Raw genomic sequence first — 16,526 nt, 5'->3', positions numbered from 1 at the left:
GCCTCTCAAGTTCTATAGGTGACGATATGGATGCCTTTGCTGTATATTTCTTCGGTCGTGAGCTCCCCGCTCCCTCCCAGATCTGCCACCAATATGCTTACAGGATCGAACTCGTAAAGTGAGAGGGCGATCTCAACTCCCTTTCTAATTGGAGCATGGCATTCATTTGGGGCGAGGAGAATCAAAAGCCGAGCGCCTGCTCTGTAGGCTTCGGAAATCATTTCTGTTATTTCACCTGCGCAACCGGTCATGCCGCAACTGACCAGTGGTAAAGGTGTGCCCGAAGAGTCAGTGAATGAAATCTCGGACATTTCTGGTTGATCTGGAATACATCGTTTCTCGAGTTTTCCTTGCTTCACCAGTCGAGAAGCCTCATTTTGAAAGCGATTTTTCAACCATGTCTCGGGGAAACAAAGTGTATGTTTGCGACTGGGTGTGATATTTTTTGTAGTGACGATTGAGGATGAGTTAAGGTGCGTGAGGTAGCTTGTTGGAAGTTGCTCGAAGTGGTTGTAAAATTCGGCCCTATAGTCTTGAGTGATTTTGTCGCTTGGGACGTATTGCCAATCGTTGATCAAAAGGAGTAGGTTTCCGCTTTGGTTATTCTTGACTATATGGTGCTCTGCGAATTCTATAGCTAACTTCCAAGAATAGGTGGGAAATATGCCCACTCGCTCCTTGATTTGTGCTTTTAATGTAGGGTCTTGTATGTCCTCAAAGACTCCTGGTGCCAGTCGATCGCTCTGTTTGTCATAAAATAGCATGAAGTGGCCGGCCATGATGTGAGCGGCATTCAAGGGTTCGGCATCCATGAAGTTGAAAATGCGACTTTTTAGCTCGGCTTCTGTAAATGCAAAGCTTTCATGTGTTGTTATTTTTTTCATAATTTATCCTTGTGGGTAGTTTTGGGGTGAGGGTTATTGAGTAAATGCATTGGTAAGATCGCGAGTTAATTCGTCTGGGTCTTCAAGTCCGAGGTATATCCTTGCGCACTCACTGTTAATGCCTAGTCTTTTTGCTGAGGGCATGTCGTGAGTATCAATAAGATTGACGAGGCTTGTCGTGCCGCCCCATCCATAGCCGATCTTTATTAGGTTTAGTCGGTTCAGGCGAGATATCAGTTCGTTGCGAGAGCATGAAAATTCAGCGGTGAAAAGGCTGTTGAATCCATAGATCATCGAGTTTTGTAGGTGGAGCTCAGTGTTTTGGAGAATGGGATGTATTGCCTGTTTTAAAAGAGGCAGTGGCTTGAGGCTTCTAAGTACCTTGCGAGTCGTACTCATTTGAAATGATAGGCGAGCGCCGAGCGTGCTGATTGATCGAATTGCTGCTGAGCAGGCGTGTGAGCTCACATGGTTGCCCGTTAATGCGGAGGTGGTTTTAAGGTTTACATACAGATCTTTTCGCTTGGTTATTAGTGCTCCGAGAGAGATGCCCTCTACAGCCCCGTGGTATTTGCTCATTGAAATCAAGCTGATGTCCGCGCCGAGTGATAAGGGGTGGTGAAATAGTGATGCTGCCCATGTGTTGTCGGCCACAATCAGCGCTGGGTGGTCGTGTCTTGATTCGACGATCGCACTAATATCCATGACCTCGTACGTGAATGCGCCTGGGTTTTCAAATATGATTAATTTTGTCTTTAGAGTTAGTTTATTTTTTAGAGTCGCGGCTTCGCTAGGTGTGAAGTATTCAATTTTTACACCAATATTTTCAAAGTGATTCAGCAGCCATCGTGTGGAGTAAACGATGGTATCTCCAGCAAGTACGTGATCACCTGGTTTCACGAATGTTGTCAGCAACAGGTTGAAGGCGGACTGCCCGGAAGGTGTTAAGACTGCGAACTTGCCCTTCTCGAGGTCGGCTACCCGCTGAGAAAGTTGTCGAGTCGTTGGTGTGTCAACGCCGCCATAGTACAGACCACTGAAAAGATCATTGTCTATGTCTGCTAGGCTTTCTTCATTGATGGGTGGCAGCTGATCAAAGGTGTCGACTAAATAGCTGGTGCACTCCATGGCTGGCGTTTGTGTGGATTGGATTCCTCCTGTGGGGAAGAGGCCAACCTGGGCCAGTTTACTACGTGTCATCTCAGGCATCGCTTGCCTCGAACTCATTGAGAAGAAGGATTATTTCTTTAACTTCGCCAACCTGAGGTGCACAGACATTGGGTAAGGGATATTCGAGGGAGGCTTCACCGAATCTATGGAAATACTCCAGCAGTTCACCTTCGGGAGTGCCCCAGCGCAGGTAATTTTCATTCTCGCTTTCGCGGCTACTCCGCAGTGGGTGCCGGACCGCCCAGTTTGCACTTAAGGTAATAGGCTGTCCTGTCTCCTGCTTAAGCTTTATGAGTCCATTAAGCAAGTTTCGGCGACTGATATGTGCTTCACCCAAGCCAAAAAGTAATGCGCACCCGCAATCGATATGATTTGCAGCCATAAAGTCCAGAGCTTTTAAGAATCGGTCTTTCCACGTTTGTTTATTGCCGTCAACGTCTTTGCTCATGCCCCCAATTTCTTGTGGTTCAAGCGTTTCGAGTCCGATGAATATATACCTAAGGCCACATTTGGCTAGCCTTTGAATAAGGTCCTTTTTTCTAAGAATCTGATCGATCGTGAATTGGCCTCCGAAAATGACTTCTAAAGGGGCTTTCTCAAGTAATTGACACAACTGTGTGATTGCGACTGGGCTACCGCTAAGGAATATCGAATCTTCGACGAATGCGCTTGCCCCCTTGCTGGGGTGATCTTGCATTACTGCGCTAACTGTCTCGTTGAGTTGATTGTAGAGTCGTCGTGGGGCGCCTTGTATGTCCTGGATGTTTCCGGCAATGCTGCGGCGTTCACTGCAAAAATTACAATCATAGATACACCCAGGCCCAGTATCGCTGAATATATGTGAGGTCATGCGCCCCTCGAAAACATCAAATGAAGCGGTGACCCCAAATGTACCGACCACTGAGGGTAATTCGTCGCGCTTCAGAGGTACGCCATCACTTACAAGTGTGTTATCGATGCGTGGGAAGTCAGCGATCCATCGCCCTTCAGTTTTCATATCCAGGTTTTCTGCAATGAACGTCGCTGGGCTTTGATTGCAGCGACTAAAAAGCTCGCCAATCTCTGCAATCAATTTTTCCGCCTCTCCGGAAATTATGACGTCAAATAGTGGAGGGATTTCACACTCTCTGATAAGGCGCCCCGGCGAGGCTCTATGGTGTTTGACGAGGGAGGGTAGCCTCTTTCTTTCGTCAGCAAGGTATATCGTTTCATTAACGTGCCGCCCACCCAGTACGATGAGTAATCTATCGCCGAACATTTTTCTAGCGACTTTTGCACATTCCACTGCGCCAGGCATGCAGAGCGTCATGGCGCCAATGAATAGAATGTTGGGTCGAGATGCTTGTATTAAATTTTCATAGCGATGCATGTCATCCAGTGAGTACATGAGCAAAAAATGCTCTCTCAACTTTTTGTCGAGTCGCCCCCAGTTGCTGTTTCCCCAAGCACCTTTCCTTTGTTTAGCGAGGCTTGCCGCATAGCGGCATGCGTTAAAGAGGCTGACAGGGTCAGTGCTGTTCAAAGCCCTGCCTGATTTGTGGCCGCTGATGCATTCCGGCGCAGAGACCGCGATCGCTCGAATCTGTAGATGAGGCGTGACGATTTTGGGGGCGGACGACCGCTCGCCCAGGGTCGCCCCCTTAGTGATTTGCAAAGGCATGCTCTTCCATTCCTGAATATCGGCAAATGCCGTTGTTATTTTTATTGGATATTGGATACAGTAGCCAAAATCTCCTGACTGAGGCCTGTCGAAATGAAACAAAATGTGATCGCACTGGTTTTTGGGGGGCGGAGCTCAGAGCATTCAGTGGCGCTACGCTCCGCCGCTACAATCCACGCGGCGCTGATGGCTCTCGGTCACAGGGTGCACTGTGTAGGGATAGATCGTGTGGGCAACTGGAGGTATCAAGGAGAGCCGTGCCAGTTCCCTGGTGCGGTTGATCGGTCGGCTCCGTTGATTTCAATTCGTCCAGGCCATCGCTCGCTCTCATACACAACTCAAGAGAGCGGCACGGTGGAGATTGGGATCGATTTGCTTTTCCCGGCACTGCATGGTCGGTGGGGGGAGGATGGAACAATTCAAGGATTGGCAGCGATGTGCGGTTTGCCGTGTGTGGGCTCCGGGGTGCTAGGTTCGGCAATGGCCATGGATAAAGATGTCACAAAGAGAATGGTCCAGTCTGCCGGGCTTGTTGTGGTGCCTTGGCTGGCCATGAACTCCATGCGTCCTTGGGAGGAACTGGTTGAGTGCCTGGGTAGCAGCACGCTCTTCGTAAAGCCCGCTACTTCGGGCTCATCGATTGGTGTGTCTAGGGTCTCCAACGCCTTGGAATATGCTGCGGCATTTGCTATTGCAGCACGAGAGGACACAAAGGTGCTGGTGGAGGCTGCTGTCTGTGGAAGAGAGATAGAGTGTGGTGTGCTCGAACTTGAGGAGGGTTTGATGGCCTCGGTGGTGGGTGAAATAATCAAAAAGGAAGGGCACGCCTATTACGATTATCAGGCGAAATACGATTCCAACAGTGTGACAGGTCTTCGTGTGCCAAGCTTGTTGCCACCTGACATTGTCGCGCGCATCCAGGCTTTATCTGTCCAGGCGTTTAGATGCCTTGAACTGAAGGGGTACGCCAGGGTGGATTTTTTCTTGACAGAAGAGGGTGAAATTATTCTCAATGAGATCAATACCTTACCCGGATTTACGAGTGCCAGTATGTACCCGAAGATGTTTGAGTGCTCCGGTTACCCTCCGCCGAAGTTGGTAGGAGCGCTAGTCGAATATGGGCTCTCATCAGCATCTAAAGAACGTTTATGACACGTCCTGCCGACGCCGCTTCTCAAGAAACGTAACGATTGCATCTCGTCCCTCGGCAAGGTGCTCGGCTAAAAATTGCTTGGCGGCTTCGCGATCACCCTTGGCGCAAGCGCTCAAAATGCTTTTATGATCCTGTTGCGATTTCTTGTGATAGTCGAGATTTGTCAACAAAAAACGAAGATGGCGATCCACCGAGTCATGAAGGGACTTAATCAATGCAAGTAATCTGGGGCGCTTTGCTTTTGAATAAAGAAAGTGATGAAACTTTTCATTGAGTTCGCTAAGGTGGTGCGGGTCGGTGGCATGCTCCATGGTAGATAAGAGTTCGTACATCTGCGCCAGATCATTTTCTACGATGTTGTCAAAGCCAAAGTCCAAGGCGGTGCATTCTGCCATGATCCGCATATCATAGATCTCGACAATGTCTTCAATCGTCATGATCGCTACAGAGGCCCCCTTATGGACTTCGTAGGTAACAAGCCCTTCGGCCTCCAACTGCCTTATGGCGTCCCTTACCGGCATACGACTCAAACCGAATTTCGAGGCTAGCTCTTCTTGGCGCAAAGCCGTACCTTCGGCTATTGCGCCAGAAAGTATGCCTTCGCGTAGCGACTCGACCACATAATCCATCGCGGTTTTATGGCGATGTTTGTCAGGAACGATAAAGCTATCGAGAGAGTTCGCCACCATGTTCTCCGGGTCTAGCGATGTAGTCAAAAGCGCTGGCGAAGGTATCACAGACTCACTAGAGCTACCATCGAGCAGTTGGCATGATGTTCATGCCTTTGAGTAGTCATTGGCTCTCTACATCCGCATAGAAACCGTGAGCTTTTGCATGATCAAGTCGCTCAGATTTTTTTTGTCGTGGCGCCACCCTCTCTGTGGCTTTCCAAGAGCTTAAGCCTTTGGCCATTGCCGTAGAGGCGATTGGGCGGGAGGTCTCGTTTTTCTTGGTGATTGCTTGCTCATGAGCCACCCGTCAACGCGGTGGTGCTCGCCCGGTTCATCTTTTCGTGTGGGTGTCTGCCAAAGTTGGAAAGCTTCTTGCAATGCCAGCCGCAGGCGCCCCCTGGGCGTCAAAGTTTTGCATCAAGAGGACTCGCGGTGGATCGCACTCAGTTAATCAGCAACGCCCGCAACAACCTGGCCGGGCTCGGCCGGGGCAACCTGGGGGTGCCGCTGTTGCTGCTGGTGATGTTGGCAATGATGATGTTGCCGATACCGCCGTTCCTGCTCGACGTGTTCTTCACCTTCAACATCGCCCTGTCGATCGTGGTGCTGCTGGTCTGTGTATACGCCTTGCGCCCGCTCGACTTTGCTGCGTTCCCCACCATCCTGCTGGTGGCCACGTTGTTGCGCCTGGCCCTGAACGTGGCGTCCACCCGTGTGGTCATGCTGCATGGCCAGGAGGGCCATGGCGCTGCCGGTAAAGTGATCCAGGCCTTCGGTGAGGTGGTGATCGGCGGTAACTATGTGGTCGGTGCCGTGGTGTTCGCCATCCTCATGATCATCAACTTCGTGGTGGTGACCAAGGGTGCCGGGCGTATCTCGGAAGTGAGTGCGCGTTTCACCCTCGACGCCATGCCTGGCAAGCAGATGGCCATCGACGCCGACCTCAATGCCGGCCTGATCGACCAGGCCCAGGCCAAGCACCGCCGTGCCGAGGTGGCGCAGGAGGCCGAGTTCTACGGTTCGATGGACGGTGCCAGCAAGTTCGTGCGCGGCGACGCCATCGCCGGCTTGCTGATCCTGTTCATCAACCTGATCGGTGGCATGCTCATCGGCATGCTGCAGCACAATATGTCGTTCAGCGAGGCCGGCAAGGTCTATGCCCTGCTGACCATCGGTGACGGTTTGGTGGCGCAATTGCCATCTCTGCTGCTGTCCACCGCCGCCGCGATCATGGTCACCCGTGCTTCAGGCTCTGAAGACATGGGCAAGCTGATTAACCGGCAGATGTTCGATTCGCCCAAGGCGCTGGCGGTGTCGGCGGGGCTGATGATTGTCATGGGCCTGGTGCCGGGCATGCCGCACATTGCCTTCCTCAGCCTCGGCCTGATGGCGGCCGGCGGCGCCTACCTGGTGTGGAAGAAGCAGCAACAGGCCAAGGTCAAAGCCCAGCAAGAGGCGCAGCGTCAGCAGGACCTGTTGCCCTCGCCACAGCGCGCGCTGGAAACCAAGGAGCTGGGTTGGGACGACGTCACCCCCATCGACATGATCGGCCTGGAAGTCGGCTATCGGCTGATCCCGCTGGTCGATCGCAACCAGGGCGGCCAGCTGCTGGCGCGGATCAAGGGCGTGCGCAAGAAGCTGTCGCAGGACCTGGGTTTCCTGATGCCCACCGTGCACATTCGTGACAACCTCGACCTGCAACCCAGCGCGTACCGCCTGACCCTGATGGGGGTGATTCTGGCCGAGGCGGAGATCTACCCGGACCGCGAACTGGCGATCAACCCTGGGCAGGTGTTTGGCACCCTCAACGGTATTGCCGCGCGCGACCCGGCGTTTGGCCTGGAAGCGGTGTGGATCGACGTCGGCCAGCGCTCACAGGCGCAGTCGCTGGGTTACACCGTGGTCGATGCCAGCACTGTGGTGGCCACCCACCTCAACCAGATCCTGCAGAAACACTGCCACGAGCTGATCGGCCACGAAGAGGTTCAGCAGTTGCTGCAGGTGCTGGCCAAGGCATCGCCTAAACTTGCAGAAGAGCTGGTGCCGGGTGTCATTTCCTTGTCGGGGCTGCTCAAGGTGCTGCAAGCCCTGTTGTCGGAACAGGTGCCAGTGCGCGATATTCGCAGTATTGCCGAGGCCATCGCGAACAACGCGGGCAAGAGTCAAGATACCGCCGCACTGGTGGCGGCGGTGCGCGTCGGATTGTGTCGCGCCATCGTGCAAAGCATTGTCGGCGTTGAGTCGGAGCTACCAGTGATTACCCTGGAGCCAAGGTTGGAACAGATTTTGCTGAATAGTCTGCAAAGGGCCGGGCAGGGTCAGGAAGACGGTGTTCTTCTGGAACCTAGCATGGCCGAGAAGCTGCAACGTTCGCTGATCGAGGCGGCCCAGCGCCAGGAAATGCAGGGTCAGCCGGCCATTCTGCTGGTCGCCGGCCCGATCCGCGCCATGTTGTCGCGTTTCGGTCGCCTGGCTGTACCGAATTTGCATGTTCTGGCGTATCAGGAAATACCTGACAACAAGCAAGTCACCATCGTTGCCACCGTGGGCCCTAACGGCTGAGGTAGGGGATAATGCAAGTTAAGCGATTTTTCGCCGCCGATATGCGTCAGGCCATGAAACTGGTCCGTGACGAGCTGGGCGCCGATGCCGCAATCATTGGCAACCGCCGCATTGCCGGTGGTGTCGAGCTGACGGCCGCGCTGGACTACAAGCTGTCCGCCCTGGCCCCGCGTGTGCCCAACGCCGAGCTGGAAGAAGAGCTGCGCAAGACCCACACGCGCATTGCCACTGCCCAGGCCGAGCTGGACCAGCGTCAGGACAGCAGTGACAACAACCGCCAATTGTTCGCCGGGCAATCTTTGACCGCTGCCGAACCGTTGATCGAGCCGCACGTCGAGGTCCCGGAAGCCGCCGCCGTACCGGCTGCTGCGCCGGTTGACCCACGCCTGTTCGATGCCATGCGCTCCGAGCTGTCGGGCCTGCGCGAGCTGCTGGAAGTGCAACTCGGTTCGCTGGCCTGGAATCAGCTGCAGGGCAGCAAGCCGCAGCAGGCCAACCTTTGGCGCCGCCTGCAGCGCATCGGCCTGTCCGGGCCGATCGCCCGCGAGCTGCTGGACCTGACCGCCGAGATCGAAGAGCCGCGCCAGGCCTGGCGCATGCTGCTGGCTCACTTGGCACGGATGATCGAAGTGCCTGAAATCGAGCCGATCGAAGAGGGTGGGGTGATCGCCATGGTCGGCCCGGCGGGCATGGGCAAGACCACCACCCTGGCCAAGCTGGCCGCGCGCTACGTGCTCAAGTACGGCGCGCAGAACCTGGCGCTGGTGAGCATGGACAGCTTCCGTATCGGCGCTCAGGAGCAGCTCAAGACCCTGGGCCGCATCCTCAACGTGCCGGTGACTTACGTCGACCCGGGCCAGTCGCTGGCAGCAGCGCTGGAACCACTGCTGCGCAAACGCGTGGTGCTGATCGATACTGCCGGCCTGCAAGCCAGCGACCCTGCGCTGCGCATGCAGCTGGAAACCTTGGCCGGGCGTGGCATTGCCGCGAAGAACTACCTGGTGCTGGCCACCACCAGCCAGAAGCAGGTGCTGACCGCCGCCTACCACAGCTACAAGCGCTGTGGCCTGGCCGGCTGCATCCTGACCAAACTCGATGAAACGGCAAGCCTTGGCGATGTGTTGAGCCTTGCCATCAGTCATGAACTGCCAGTGGCCTATCTTACCGATGGCCCACGCATTCCTGACGACCTGCACCTGCCGCGGGGCCACCAGCTGGTCACGCGGGCGGTGAATGTGCAGCAGCAGGACGAGCCCAGCGAAGAGGCCATGGCCGACATGTTCGCTGATCTCTATCACAACCCACGGCGAGCGGGTTGACCATGAAGCGTGTGCAAAGTCGCTATGCCAAGGGGCACGCAGAATTGCCCTACGTGTGGCCTGAGTCCCAGCGAGACAAGGTAAAGAACAGACATGGGTAGCATGCATCCCGTACAGGTGATCGCCGTGACCGGTGGCAAAGGTGGCGTCGGCAAGACTAACGTTTCAGTGAACTTGTCCCTGGCGCTGGCCGAGCTTGGCCGCAGGGTCATGCTGCTGGACGCCGACCTGGGCCTGGCCAATGTCGACGTGTTGCTGGGCCTTACCCCCAAACGTACCCTCGCCGATGTGATTGAAGGGCGTTGCGAGCTGCGTGACGTGATGCTGCAGGGTCCCGGCGGTGTGCGCATCGTACCGGCAGCCTCGGGCACCCAGAGCATGGTGCATCTGGCCCCGGCCCAGCATGCCGGGCTGATCCAGGCGTTCAGCGAGATCGGCGACAACCTCGATGTGTTGGTGATCGATACCGCTGCGGGTATCGGTGACTCGGTGGTCAGCTTCGTTCGCGCCGCCCAGGAAGTGCTGCTGGTGGTGTGTGATGAACCTACCTCGATTACCGACGCCTACGCGTTGATCAAGCTGCTCAATCGCGACTATGGCATGAACCGTTTCCGTGTGTTGGCCAACATGGCGCAGAGCCCTCAGGAAGGGCGCAACCTGTTTGCCAAGCTGACCAAGGTCACCGACCGCTTCCTTGACGTTGCCCTGCAGTACGTGGGTGCCGTGCCGTACGACGAGTGCGTGCGCAAGGCGGTGCAGAAGCAGCGTGCCGTCTACGAAGCCTTCCCTCGCTCCAAGTGCGCGCTGGCCTTCAAGGCGATTGCCCAGAAGGTCGACAGCTGGCCGCTGCCGGCCAATCCGCGCGGCCATCTGGAGTTCTTTGTCGAGCGCTTGGTGCAACCCACCAGCGCGGGACCCGTACTATGAACGCCAGCGGCTTCAAGATGTACAGCCGGGCGGCGAAGGACGCCCAGTACGAGCTGATCGAACGCTACGCCCCGCTGGTCAAGCGCATCGCGTACCACCTGTTGGCGCGGTTGCCGGCCAACGTGCAAGTCGAGGACCTGATCCAGGCCGGCATGATCGGCCTGCTGGAAGTGGCCAACAAATACGACGCCAGCAAGGGCGCCAGCTTTGAGACTTACGCCGGCATCCGCATCCGCGGGGCCATGCTGGACGAAGTGCGCAAAGGCGATTGGGCACCGCGTTCGGTACACCGCAACACCCGTATGGTCAGTGATGCCATGCGTGCAGTTGAGGCCAGAACAGGCCGTGACGCTAAAGATCATGAAGTTGCTGCCGAACTCCAATTGAGTCTCGATGATTACTACGGGATCTTGAACGATACCCTGGGCAGCCGCCTGTTCAGCTTCGACGACCTGTTGCAGGACGGCGAGCACGAAGGGCTGCATGAGGATGGCGCCAGTGGCCAGGTCGAACCTGCGCGCGGCCTGGAGGAGGAGCGCTTCCAGGCTGCCCTGACCGAGGCTATCGCCAACCTGCCGGAGCGTGAGCGCCTGGTGCTGGCGCTGTACTACGACGAAGAGCTGAACCTCAAGGAAATCGGTGAGGTGCTGGGTGTCAGCGAGTCGCGGGTCAGCCAGTTGCACAGCCAGTGTGCCGCGCGCCTGCGCAGCCGCCTGGGGGAATGGCGGGCGCGTTGAGCCCACTGTCGTTGCAGTCGTTTTCCACGTTGTACCGAATTGAATGAGTGCGTGCTCGGTAGGCCGAGCGCGTTTGAGACTGCTTGGAGGTCTAATTGGACAAGAACATGAAAATCCTCATCGTTGACGACTTTTCGACGATGCGGCGGATCATCAAGAACCTGTTGCGTGACCTGGGTTTCACCAACACCGACGAAGCCGATGACGGCACCACGGCGTTGCCGATGCTGGAAAACGGTCACTACGACTTCCTGGTGACCGACTGGAACATGCCGGGCATGTCCGGCATCGACCTGCTGCGTAAAGTGCGTGCCAGCGACAAGCTGAAAAGCATGCCGGTCTTGATGGTGACCGCTGAAGCCAAGCGCGACCAGATCATTGAAGCGGCACAGGCCGGGGTCAATGGTTACGTGGTCAAGCCGTTCACCGCTCAGGTGCTCAAAGAGAAGATCGAGAAGATCTTCGAACGCGTCAACGGCTGAGTCACGTCAGGGGGGCGCGTCATGGATTCATCACAAACGTCTTTGGGCGAGTTCGAGTCGACCCTGAAGAAGCATGCCCAGGAGTTGGTCGAAAGCCTGGAGCGGGGCCGTTTCGGCGAGGCGGTGCAGTTGATTCACGAACTGAACCAGACCCGCGACCGCGGCCTGTACCAGGAAGTCGGCAAGCTGACTCGCGAGCTGCACAGTGCCATCGTCAGTTTCCAGATCGACCCCACCATGCCGCAGGCAGAAGAGGTGTCGCAGATTACCGACGCCACCGAGCGCCTGTCGTATGTGGTCAAGCTCACCGAGGGCGCGGCCAACCGCACCATGGACCTGGTCGAGGAAAGCACACCGGTGCTCAATGAGCTGGCCAACGAGGCCAAGGCCCTGAGCACCGACTGGCAGCGCTTCATGCGCCGCGAAGTGGCTGCGCCGGAATTTCGTGATCTGGTCAAGCGAGTCGACAGTTTCCTGACGCACAGCGCCGAGGGTAACCGCAAGGTTTCCGGGCACCTCAACGACATTTTGCTGGCCCAGGACTATCAGGACCTGACCGGCCAGGTGATCAAGCGCGTCACCACACTGGTGACCGAGGTGGAAAGCAACCTGCTCAAGCTGGTGCTGATGGCCAGCCAGGTCGACCGCTTTGCCGGTATAAAACATGACCACGATCAATTGCGTGCAGAAAAAGATCGAGAAAAACATCCGACTCGGGGTGAAGGTCCGCAGATTCATGCCGATAAGCGTGAAGACGTCGTGTCCGGTCAGGACGATGTCGATGATCTGCTGTCCAGCCTTGGTTTTTAAGGAGCACGTTTGATGAGCTTCGGCGCCGATGAAGAAATCCTCCAGGATTTCCTGGTAGAGGCCGGCGAAATACTTGAGCAATTGTCCGAGCAACTGGTCGAGCTGGAAAGCCGACCTGACGATGCCGACCTGCTCAATGCGATCTTTCGCGGTTTCCACACTGTAAAAGGGGGCGCCGGCTTCCTCCAGCTGAACGAGCTGGTGGAGTGCTGCCATATCGCCGAGAACGTGTTCGACGTCCTGCGCAAAGGTGAGCGCCGGGTCGATGCGGAACTGATGGATGTGGTGCTCGAGGCACTGGATACGGTCAACAGCATGTTTGGCCAGGTGCGCGAGCGTGCCGAAGTGACACCGGCCACCCCCGCACTGCTGGCAGCGTTGTCGCGCCTGGCCGAACCTGGCGCAGCCGAAATTGTTGCAGCACCGGCACCGGTTGCCGACGTGGCGGTTGCCGCGCCGGCTGAGGCCGAGGAGCAACACCAGGACATCACTGACAGTGAATTCGAGCAGTTGCTCGATTCGCTCGATGCGGTCAAGGCGCAAGCGGCGGCCGACGAGCAGATGCAGGGCGAGACTGTCAGCGGTGCGGGTGATGAAATCACCGACGCCGAGTTCGAATCGCTGCTCGACCAGTTGCACGGCAAGGGCCAGTTCAATGCCGAGGTTGCCGCGCCGCCGGTGGCCGTCAGCAGCGAAGCGGTCAGTGATGAGATCACCGACGCCGAATTCGAATCGCTGCTCGACCAGCTGCATGGCAAGGGCACCTTCCAGGCTGGCGCCTTGCCAGCCGTCCAGGCACCAGCGCCTGCCGCACCCGACAACAGTGCCGCCAGCGATGAAATCAGCGAGCACGAGTTCGAAGCCCTGCTGGACCAGTTGCACGGCAAGGGCAAGTTCGGTGGCGATGTTGCCGCTGTAGAAGCCCCGGCTGCTGTCCAGGCGCAAGCGCCGGCTGCCGCCAAGGCCGAAAGCCAGCCGGTGGCCAAGCCCGCTGCCGCGCCAGCGCCTTCGCCGGCCAGCAAACCTGCCGCGGCGCCTCGCGCGCCGGCCCCGGCCGCCGAGAAGCACGCCGCCAGCGAAGCGGAAACCACCGTGCGCGTCGACACCGCGCGCCTGGACGAGATCATGAACATGGTCGGCGAACTGGTGCTGGTGCGTAACCGCCTGGTGCGCCTGGGCCTGAACAGCGGCGACGAGGCCATGTCCAAGGCCGTGTCCAACCTTGACGTGGTCACCGCCGACCTGCAGACCGCGGTGATGAAAACCCGTATGCAGCCGATCAAGAAGGTCTTCGGCCGCTTCCCGCGCCTGGTTCGCGACCTGGCGCGCCAGCTGAAGAAAGAGATCAATCTGGAACTGGTCGGCGAAGAGACCGACCTTGACAAGAACCTCGTAGAAGCCTTGGCCGACCCGCTGGTGCACTTGGTGCGCAATGCGGTCGACCACGGTATCGAGATGCCCGACGAGCGTGAAGCGTCTGGCAAGGCGCGTACCGGCCGCGTAGTGCTGTCGGCCGAACAGGAAGGCGACCACATCCTGCTGTCGATCTCGGACGACGGCAAGGGCATGGACCCGAACATCCTGCGTGCCAAGGCCGTGGAAAAGGGCCTGATGGACAAGGACGCCGCCGAGCGCCTGAGCGAGTCGGACTGCTACAACCTGATCTTCGCCCCTGGCTTCTCGACCAAGACCGAGATTTCCGATGTGTCCGGGCGTGGCGTGGGCATGGACGTGGTGAAAACCAAGATCTCCCAGCTCAACGGCTCGATCAACATTTTCTCGGCCAAGGGCCAAGGCTCCAAGATCGTCATCAAGGTGCCGCTGACCCTGGCGATCATGCCCACCCTGATGGTGATGCTGGGCAACCAGGCGTTTGCCTTCCCGCTGGTCAACGTCAACGAGATCTTCCACCTCGACCTGTCGCGTACCAACGTGGTCGACGGCCAGGAAGTGGTGATCGTGCGCGACAAGGCGCTGCCGCTGTTCTACCTCAAGCGCTGGCTGGTCCAGGGCCAGGTGCACGAAGAGCAGCACGAGGGCCACGTGGTGATTCTGTCGGTCGGCACCCAGCGCATCGGTTTTGTCGTCGACCAACTGGTGGGCCAGGAAGAAGTGGTCATCAAGCCGCTGGGCAAGATGCTGCAAGGCACCCCGGGCATGTCCGGGGCCACCATTACCGGCGACGGTCGCATCGCGTTGATTCTCGACGTCCCGAGCATGCTCAAGCGTTACGCCGCGCGGCGTATTTGATTTCGGTGGCGCGCCCTGGCGGGTTGCGCCGCCTAATGGAGTGTTTATGGCAGTCAAGGTCCTGGTGGTGGATGATTCTGGTTTCTTCCGCCGCCGTGTCTCGGAAATCCTCTCGGCGGATCCAACGATCCAGGTAGTGGGTACCGCGACCAACGGCAAGGAAGCAATCGACCAGGCGCTGGCGCTCAAGCCCGATGTGATCACCATGGACTACGAAATGCCCATGATGGATGGCATTACCGCCGTGCGGCACATCATGCAGCGCTGCCCGACGCCCGTGTTGATGTTCTCGTCGCTGACCCATGAAGGCGCCCGCGTCACCCTCGACGCGCTGGATGCCGGCGCAGTGGACTACCTGCCGAAAAACTTCGAGGACATCTCGCGCAACCCTGACAAGGTCAAGCAGTTGCTGTGCGAGAAGGTGCACACCATTTCGCGCAGCAACCGCCGGATCGGCAGCTATGCCAGAACGGCGCCGGTCGCCGCGCCAGCGCCGGCCAGCACCTTTACCAGCCAGGCGCAGACGCGCCCGGCAGCGCCTGCCCGTGCGGCGGCCCCGACGCCGGCGGCCTCGCAGTCGCCGGCACCCAAGCGCAAACCCTACAAACTGGTGGCCATCGGTACCTCCACGGGGGGGCCGGTGGCGCTGCAGCGGGTACTGACCCAGCTGCCGGCCAATTTCCCGGCGCCGATCGTGTTGATCCAGCACATGCCGGCGGCCTTCACCAAAGCGTTTGCCGAACGCCTGGACAAGCTGTGCCGCATCAGCGTCAAGGAAGCCGAAGACGGCGACATGCTGCGCCCGGGCCTGGCCCTGCTGGCCCCCGGTGGCAAGCAGATGATGATCGATGGCCGTGGCACGGTGAAGATCCTGCCCGGCGACGAGCGCCTGAACTACAAGCCGTGCGTGGACATCACCTTCGGTTCGGCGGCCAAGTCGTACGGTGACAAGGTGTTGTCGGTGGTGCTCACCGGCATGGGCGCCGATGGCCGAGAGGGCGCGCGCCTGCTCAAGCAGGGGGGCAGCACGGTGTGGGCCCAGGATGAAGCCAGCTGCGTGATTTATGGCATGCCCATGGCCATCGTCAAGGCGAACCTGGCGGATGCCGTGTACAGCCTCGACGAAATCGGCAAGCACCTGGTGGAGGCGTGCGTCTGATGGACGTCCTCAGCCTGATCGGTCTGATCCTGGCTTTCGTTGCCATTGTCGGTGGCAACTTCCTTGAAGGCGGTCATGTCGGTGCTCTGGTCAATGGCCCGGCGGCTCTGATCGTGCTGGGTGGCACCCTGGCGGCGGCGTTGTTGCAGTCGCCGCTAACGTCGTTCAAGCGCGCCTTGCAGATTTTGCGCTGGATCCTGTTTCCTCCGCGGGTCGACCTGGCGGGCGGCATCGACCGCGTGGTGAACTGGAGCCTGACCGCTCGCAAAGAAGGCCTGCTGGGCCTGGAAGGGGTAGCGGACAGCGAGCCCGACCCCTATGCGCGCAAGGGCCTGCAACTGCTGGTGGATGGCGCCGAGCCGGAAGCCATCCGCAGCATCCTTGAGGTCGACCTCCTTACCCAGGAGGGCCGTGACATCCAGGCAGCCAAGGTATTCGAAAGCATGGGCGGCTATGCGCCGACCATCGGCATCATCGGTGCGGTCATGGGCCTTATCCATGTGATGGGCAATCTGGCCGACCCGTCGCAACTGGGCAATGGCATTGCCGTGGCTTTTGTTGCGACCATTTACGGTGTGGCCAGTGCCAACCTTGTGCTATTGCCGGTCGCCAGCAAGCTCAAGTCCATCGTCATGCGCCAGTCGCGCTACCGCGAAATGCTGCTCGAAGGCCTGCTGTCGATTGCCGAAGGTGAAAACCCGCGCTCGATCGAGCTGAAGCTGCAAGGCTTCATGGAGTAACC

The 16,526-nt window shown here is 58.0% G+C and carries 14 protein-coding genes; 10 read left to right on the top strand and 4 right to left on the bottom strand.

Annotated elements, in window-relative coordinates; translation table 11 throughout:
* Window positions 1–5: 5 nt before the first annotated feature.
* Genes ACF8FB_RS15725 through ACF8FB_RS15715 form a run of 3 tightly spaced genes read right to left on the bottom strand, consistent with a single transcriptional unit; the run spans window position 6 to window position 3,714 of the window.
* On the bottom strand, window positions 6–884 hold the full coding sequence (locus ACF8FB_RS15725) for an LPD16 domain-containing protein (RefSeq protein ID WP_010955077.1): 879 nt from the start codon (window positions 882–884) through the stop codon (window positions 6–8).
* Between the two features lie 33 nt (window positions 885–917).
* Window positions 918–2,084, bottom strand: coding sequence for a PLP-dependent transferase (locus ACF8FB_RS15720; protein ID WP_049586791.1), 1,167 nt, complete (start codon window positions 2,082–2,084; stop codon window positions 918–920).
* A gap of 1 nt (window position 2,085) precedes the next feature.
* Window positions 2,086–3,714: a B12-binding domain/radical SAM domain-containing protein gene (locus ACF8FB_RS15715; RefSeq protein WP_392511542.1), complete on the bottom strand. Its 1,629-nt coding sequence runs from the start codon at window positions 3,712–3,714 to the stop codon at window positions 2,086–2,088.
* A gap of 93 nt (window positions 3,715–3,807) precedes the next feature.
* Between ACF8FB_RS15715 and ACF8FB_RS15710 the strand changes: the two genes are divergently transcribed.
* On the top strand, window positions 3,808–4,866 hold the full coding sequence (locus tag ACF8FB_RS15710; RefSeq protein ID WP_392510194.1) for a D-alanine--D-alanine ligase family protein: 1,059 nt from the start codon (window positions 3,808–3,810) through the stop codon (window positions 4,864–4,866).
* On the opposite strand, the gene ACF8FB_RS15705 is transcribed toward ACF8FB_RS15710, so the two are convergent.
* Entirely contained in the window at window positions 4,861–5,556 is a 696-nt protein-coding gene (locus ACF8FB_RS15705) for a GntR family transcriptional regulator (protein ID WP_049586776.1), read from the bottom strand. The genes ACF8FB_RS15710 and ACF8FB_RS15705 overlap by 6 nt on opposite strands.
* A 414-nt stretch (window positions 5,557–5,970) precedes the next feature.
* Here ACF8FB_RS15705 and flhA point away from each other — a divergent pair, with 414 nt between their 5' ends.
* The 9 genes from flhA to ACF8FB_RS15660 all read left to right on the top strand — a co-directional run bounded on the left by flhA (window position 5,971) and on the right by ACF8FB_RS15660 (window position 16,524).
* Entirely contained in the window at window positions 5,971–8,100 is a 2,130-nt protein-coding gene (flhA, locus tag ACF8FB_RS15700) for a flagellar biosynthesis protein FlhA (RefSeq protein ID WP_088513375.1), read from the top strand.
* A gap of 11 nt (window positions 8,101–8,111) precedes the next feature.
* Window positions 8,112–9,419: a flagellar biosynthesis protein FlhF gene (gene flhF / locus ACF8FB_RS15695; protein WP_010955071.1), complete on the top strand. Its 1,308-nt coding sequence runs from the start codon at window positions 8,112–8,114 to the stop codon at window positions 9,417–9,419.
* Window positions 9,420–9,512: 93 nt separating this feature from the next.
* Complete coding sequence (fleN, locus tag ACF8FB_RS15690) at window positions 9,513–10,346, top strand: flagellar synthesis regulator FleN (RefSeq protein WP_003254408.1); 834 nt, start codon at window positions 9,513–9,515, stop codon at window positions 10,344–10,346.
* Window positions 10,343–11,083 carry an RNA polymerase sigma factor FliA gene (gene fliA / locus ACF8FB_RS15685; protein ID WP_003254406.1) on the top strand — a complete coding sequence of 247 codons (741 nt, stop codon included), beginning with the start codon at window positions 10,343–10,345 and terminating at the stop codon, window positions 11,081–11,083. Before fleN ends, fliA begins: the two co-directional genes overlap by 4 nt.
* Window positions 11,084–11,190: 107 nt before the next feature.
* On the top strand, window positions 11,191–11,565 hold the full coding sequence (locus ACF8FB_RS15680; RefSeq protein ID WP_010955070.1) for a chemotaxis response regulator CheY: 375 nt from the start codon (window positions 11,191–11,193) through the stop codon (window positions 11,563–11,565).
* 21 nt (window positions 11,566–11,586) lie between these two features.
* Complete coding sequence (locus ACF8FB_RS15675; RefSeq protein WP_010955069.1) at window positions 11,587–12,375, top strand: protein phosphatase CheZ; 789 nt, start codon at window positions 11,587–11,589, stop codon at window positions 12,373–12,375.
* Window positions 12,376–12,387: 12 nt separating this feature from the next.
* On the top strand, window positions 12,388–14,625 hold the full coding sequence (locus tag ACF8FB_RS15670) for a chemotaxis protein CheA (protein WP_392509077.1): 2,238 nt from the start codon (window positions 12,388–12,390) through the stop codon (window positions 14,623–14,625).
* 46 nt (window positions 14,626–14,671) lie between these two features.
* Window positions 14,672–15,784: a chemotaxis response regulator protein-glutamate methylesterase gene (locus ACF8FB_RS15665; RefSeq protein ID WP_010955067.1), complete on the top strand. Its 1,113-nt coding sequence runs from the start codon at window positions 14,672–14,674 to the stop codon at window positions 15,782–15,784.
* Complete coding sequence (locus tag ACF8FB_RS15660) at window positions 15,784–16,524, top strand: flagellar motor protein (protein ID WP_392511541.1); 741 nt, start codon at window positions 15,784–15,786, stop codon at window positions 16,522–16,524. Before ACF8FB_RS15665 ends, ACF8FB_RS15660 begins: the two co-directional genes overlap by 1 nt.
* Window positions 16,525–16,526 lie beyond the last annotated feature (2 nt).

This window comes from Pseudomonas sp. yb_2 (assembly GCF_043103905.1).
GTDB classification, from domain to species: domain Bacteria; phylum Pseudomonadota; class Gammaproteobacteria; order Pseudomonadales; family Pseudomonadaceae; genus Aquipseudomonas; species Aquipseudomonas alloputida.
This window is presented reverse-complemented; position numbering and strand designations above follow the sequence as displayed.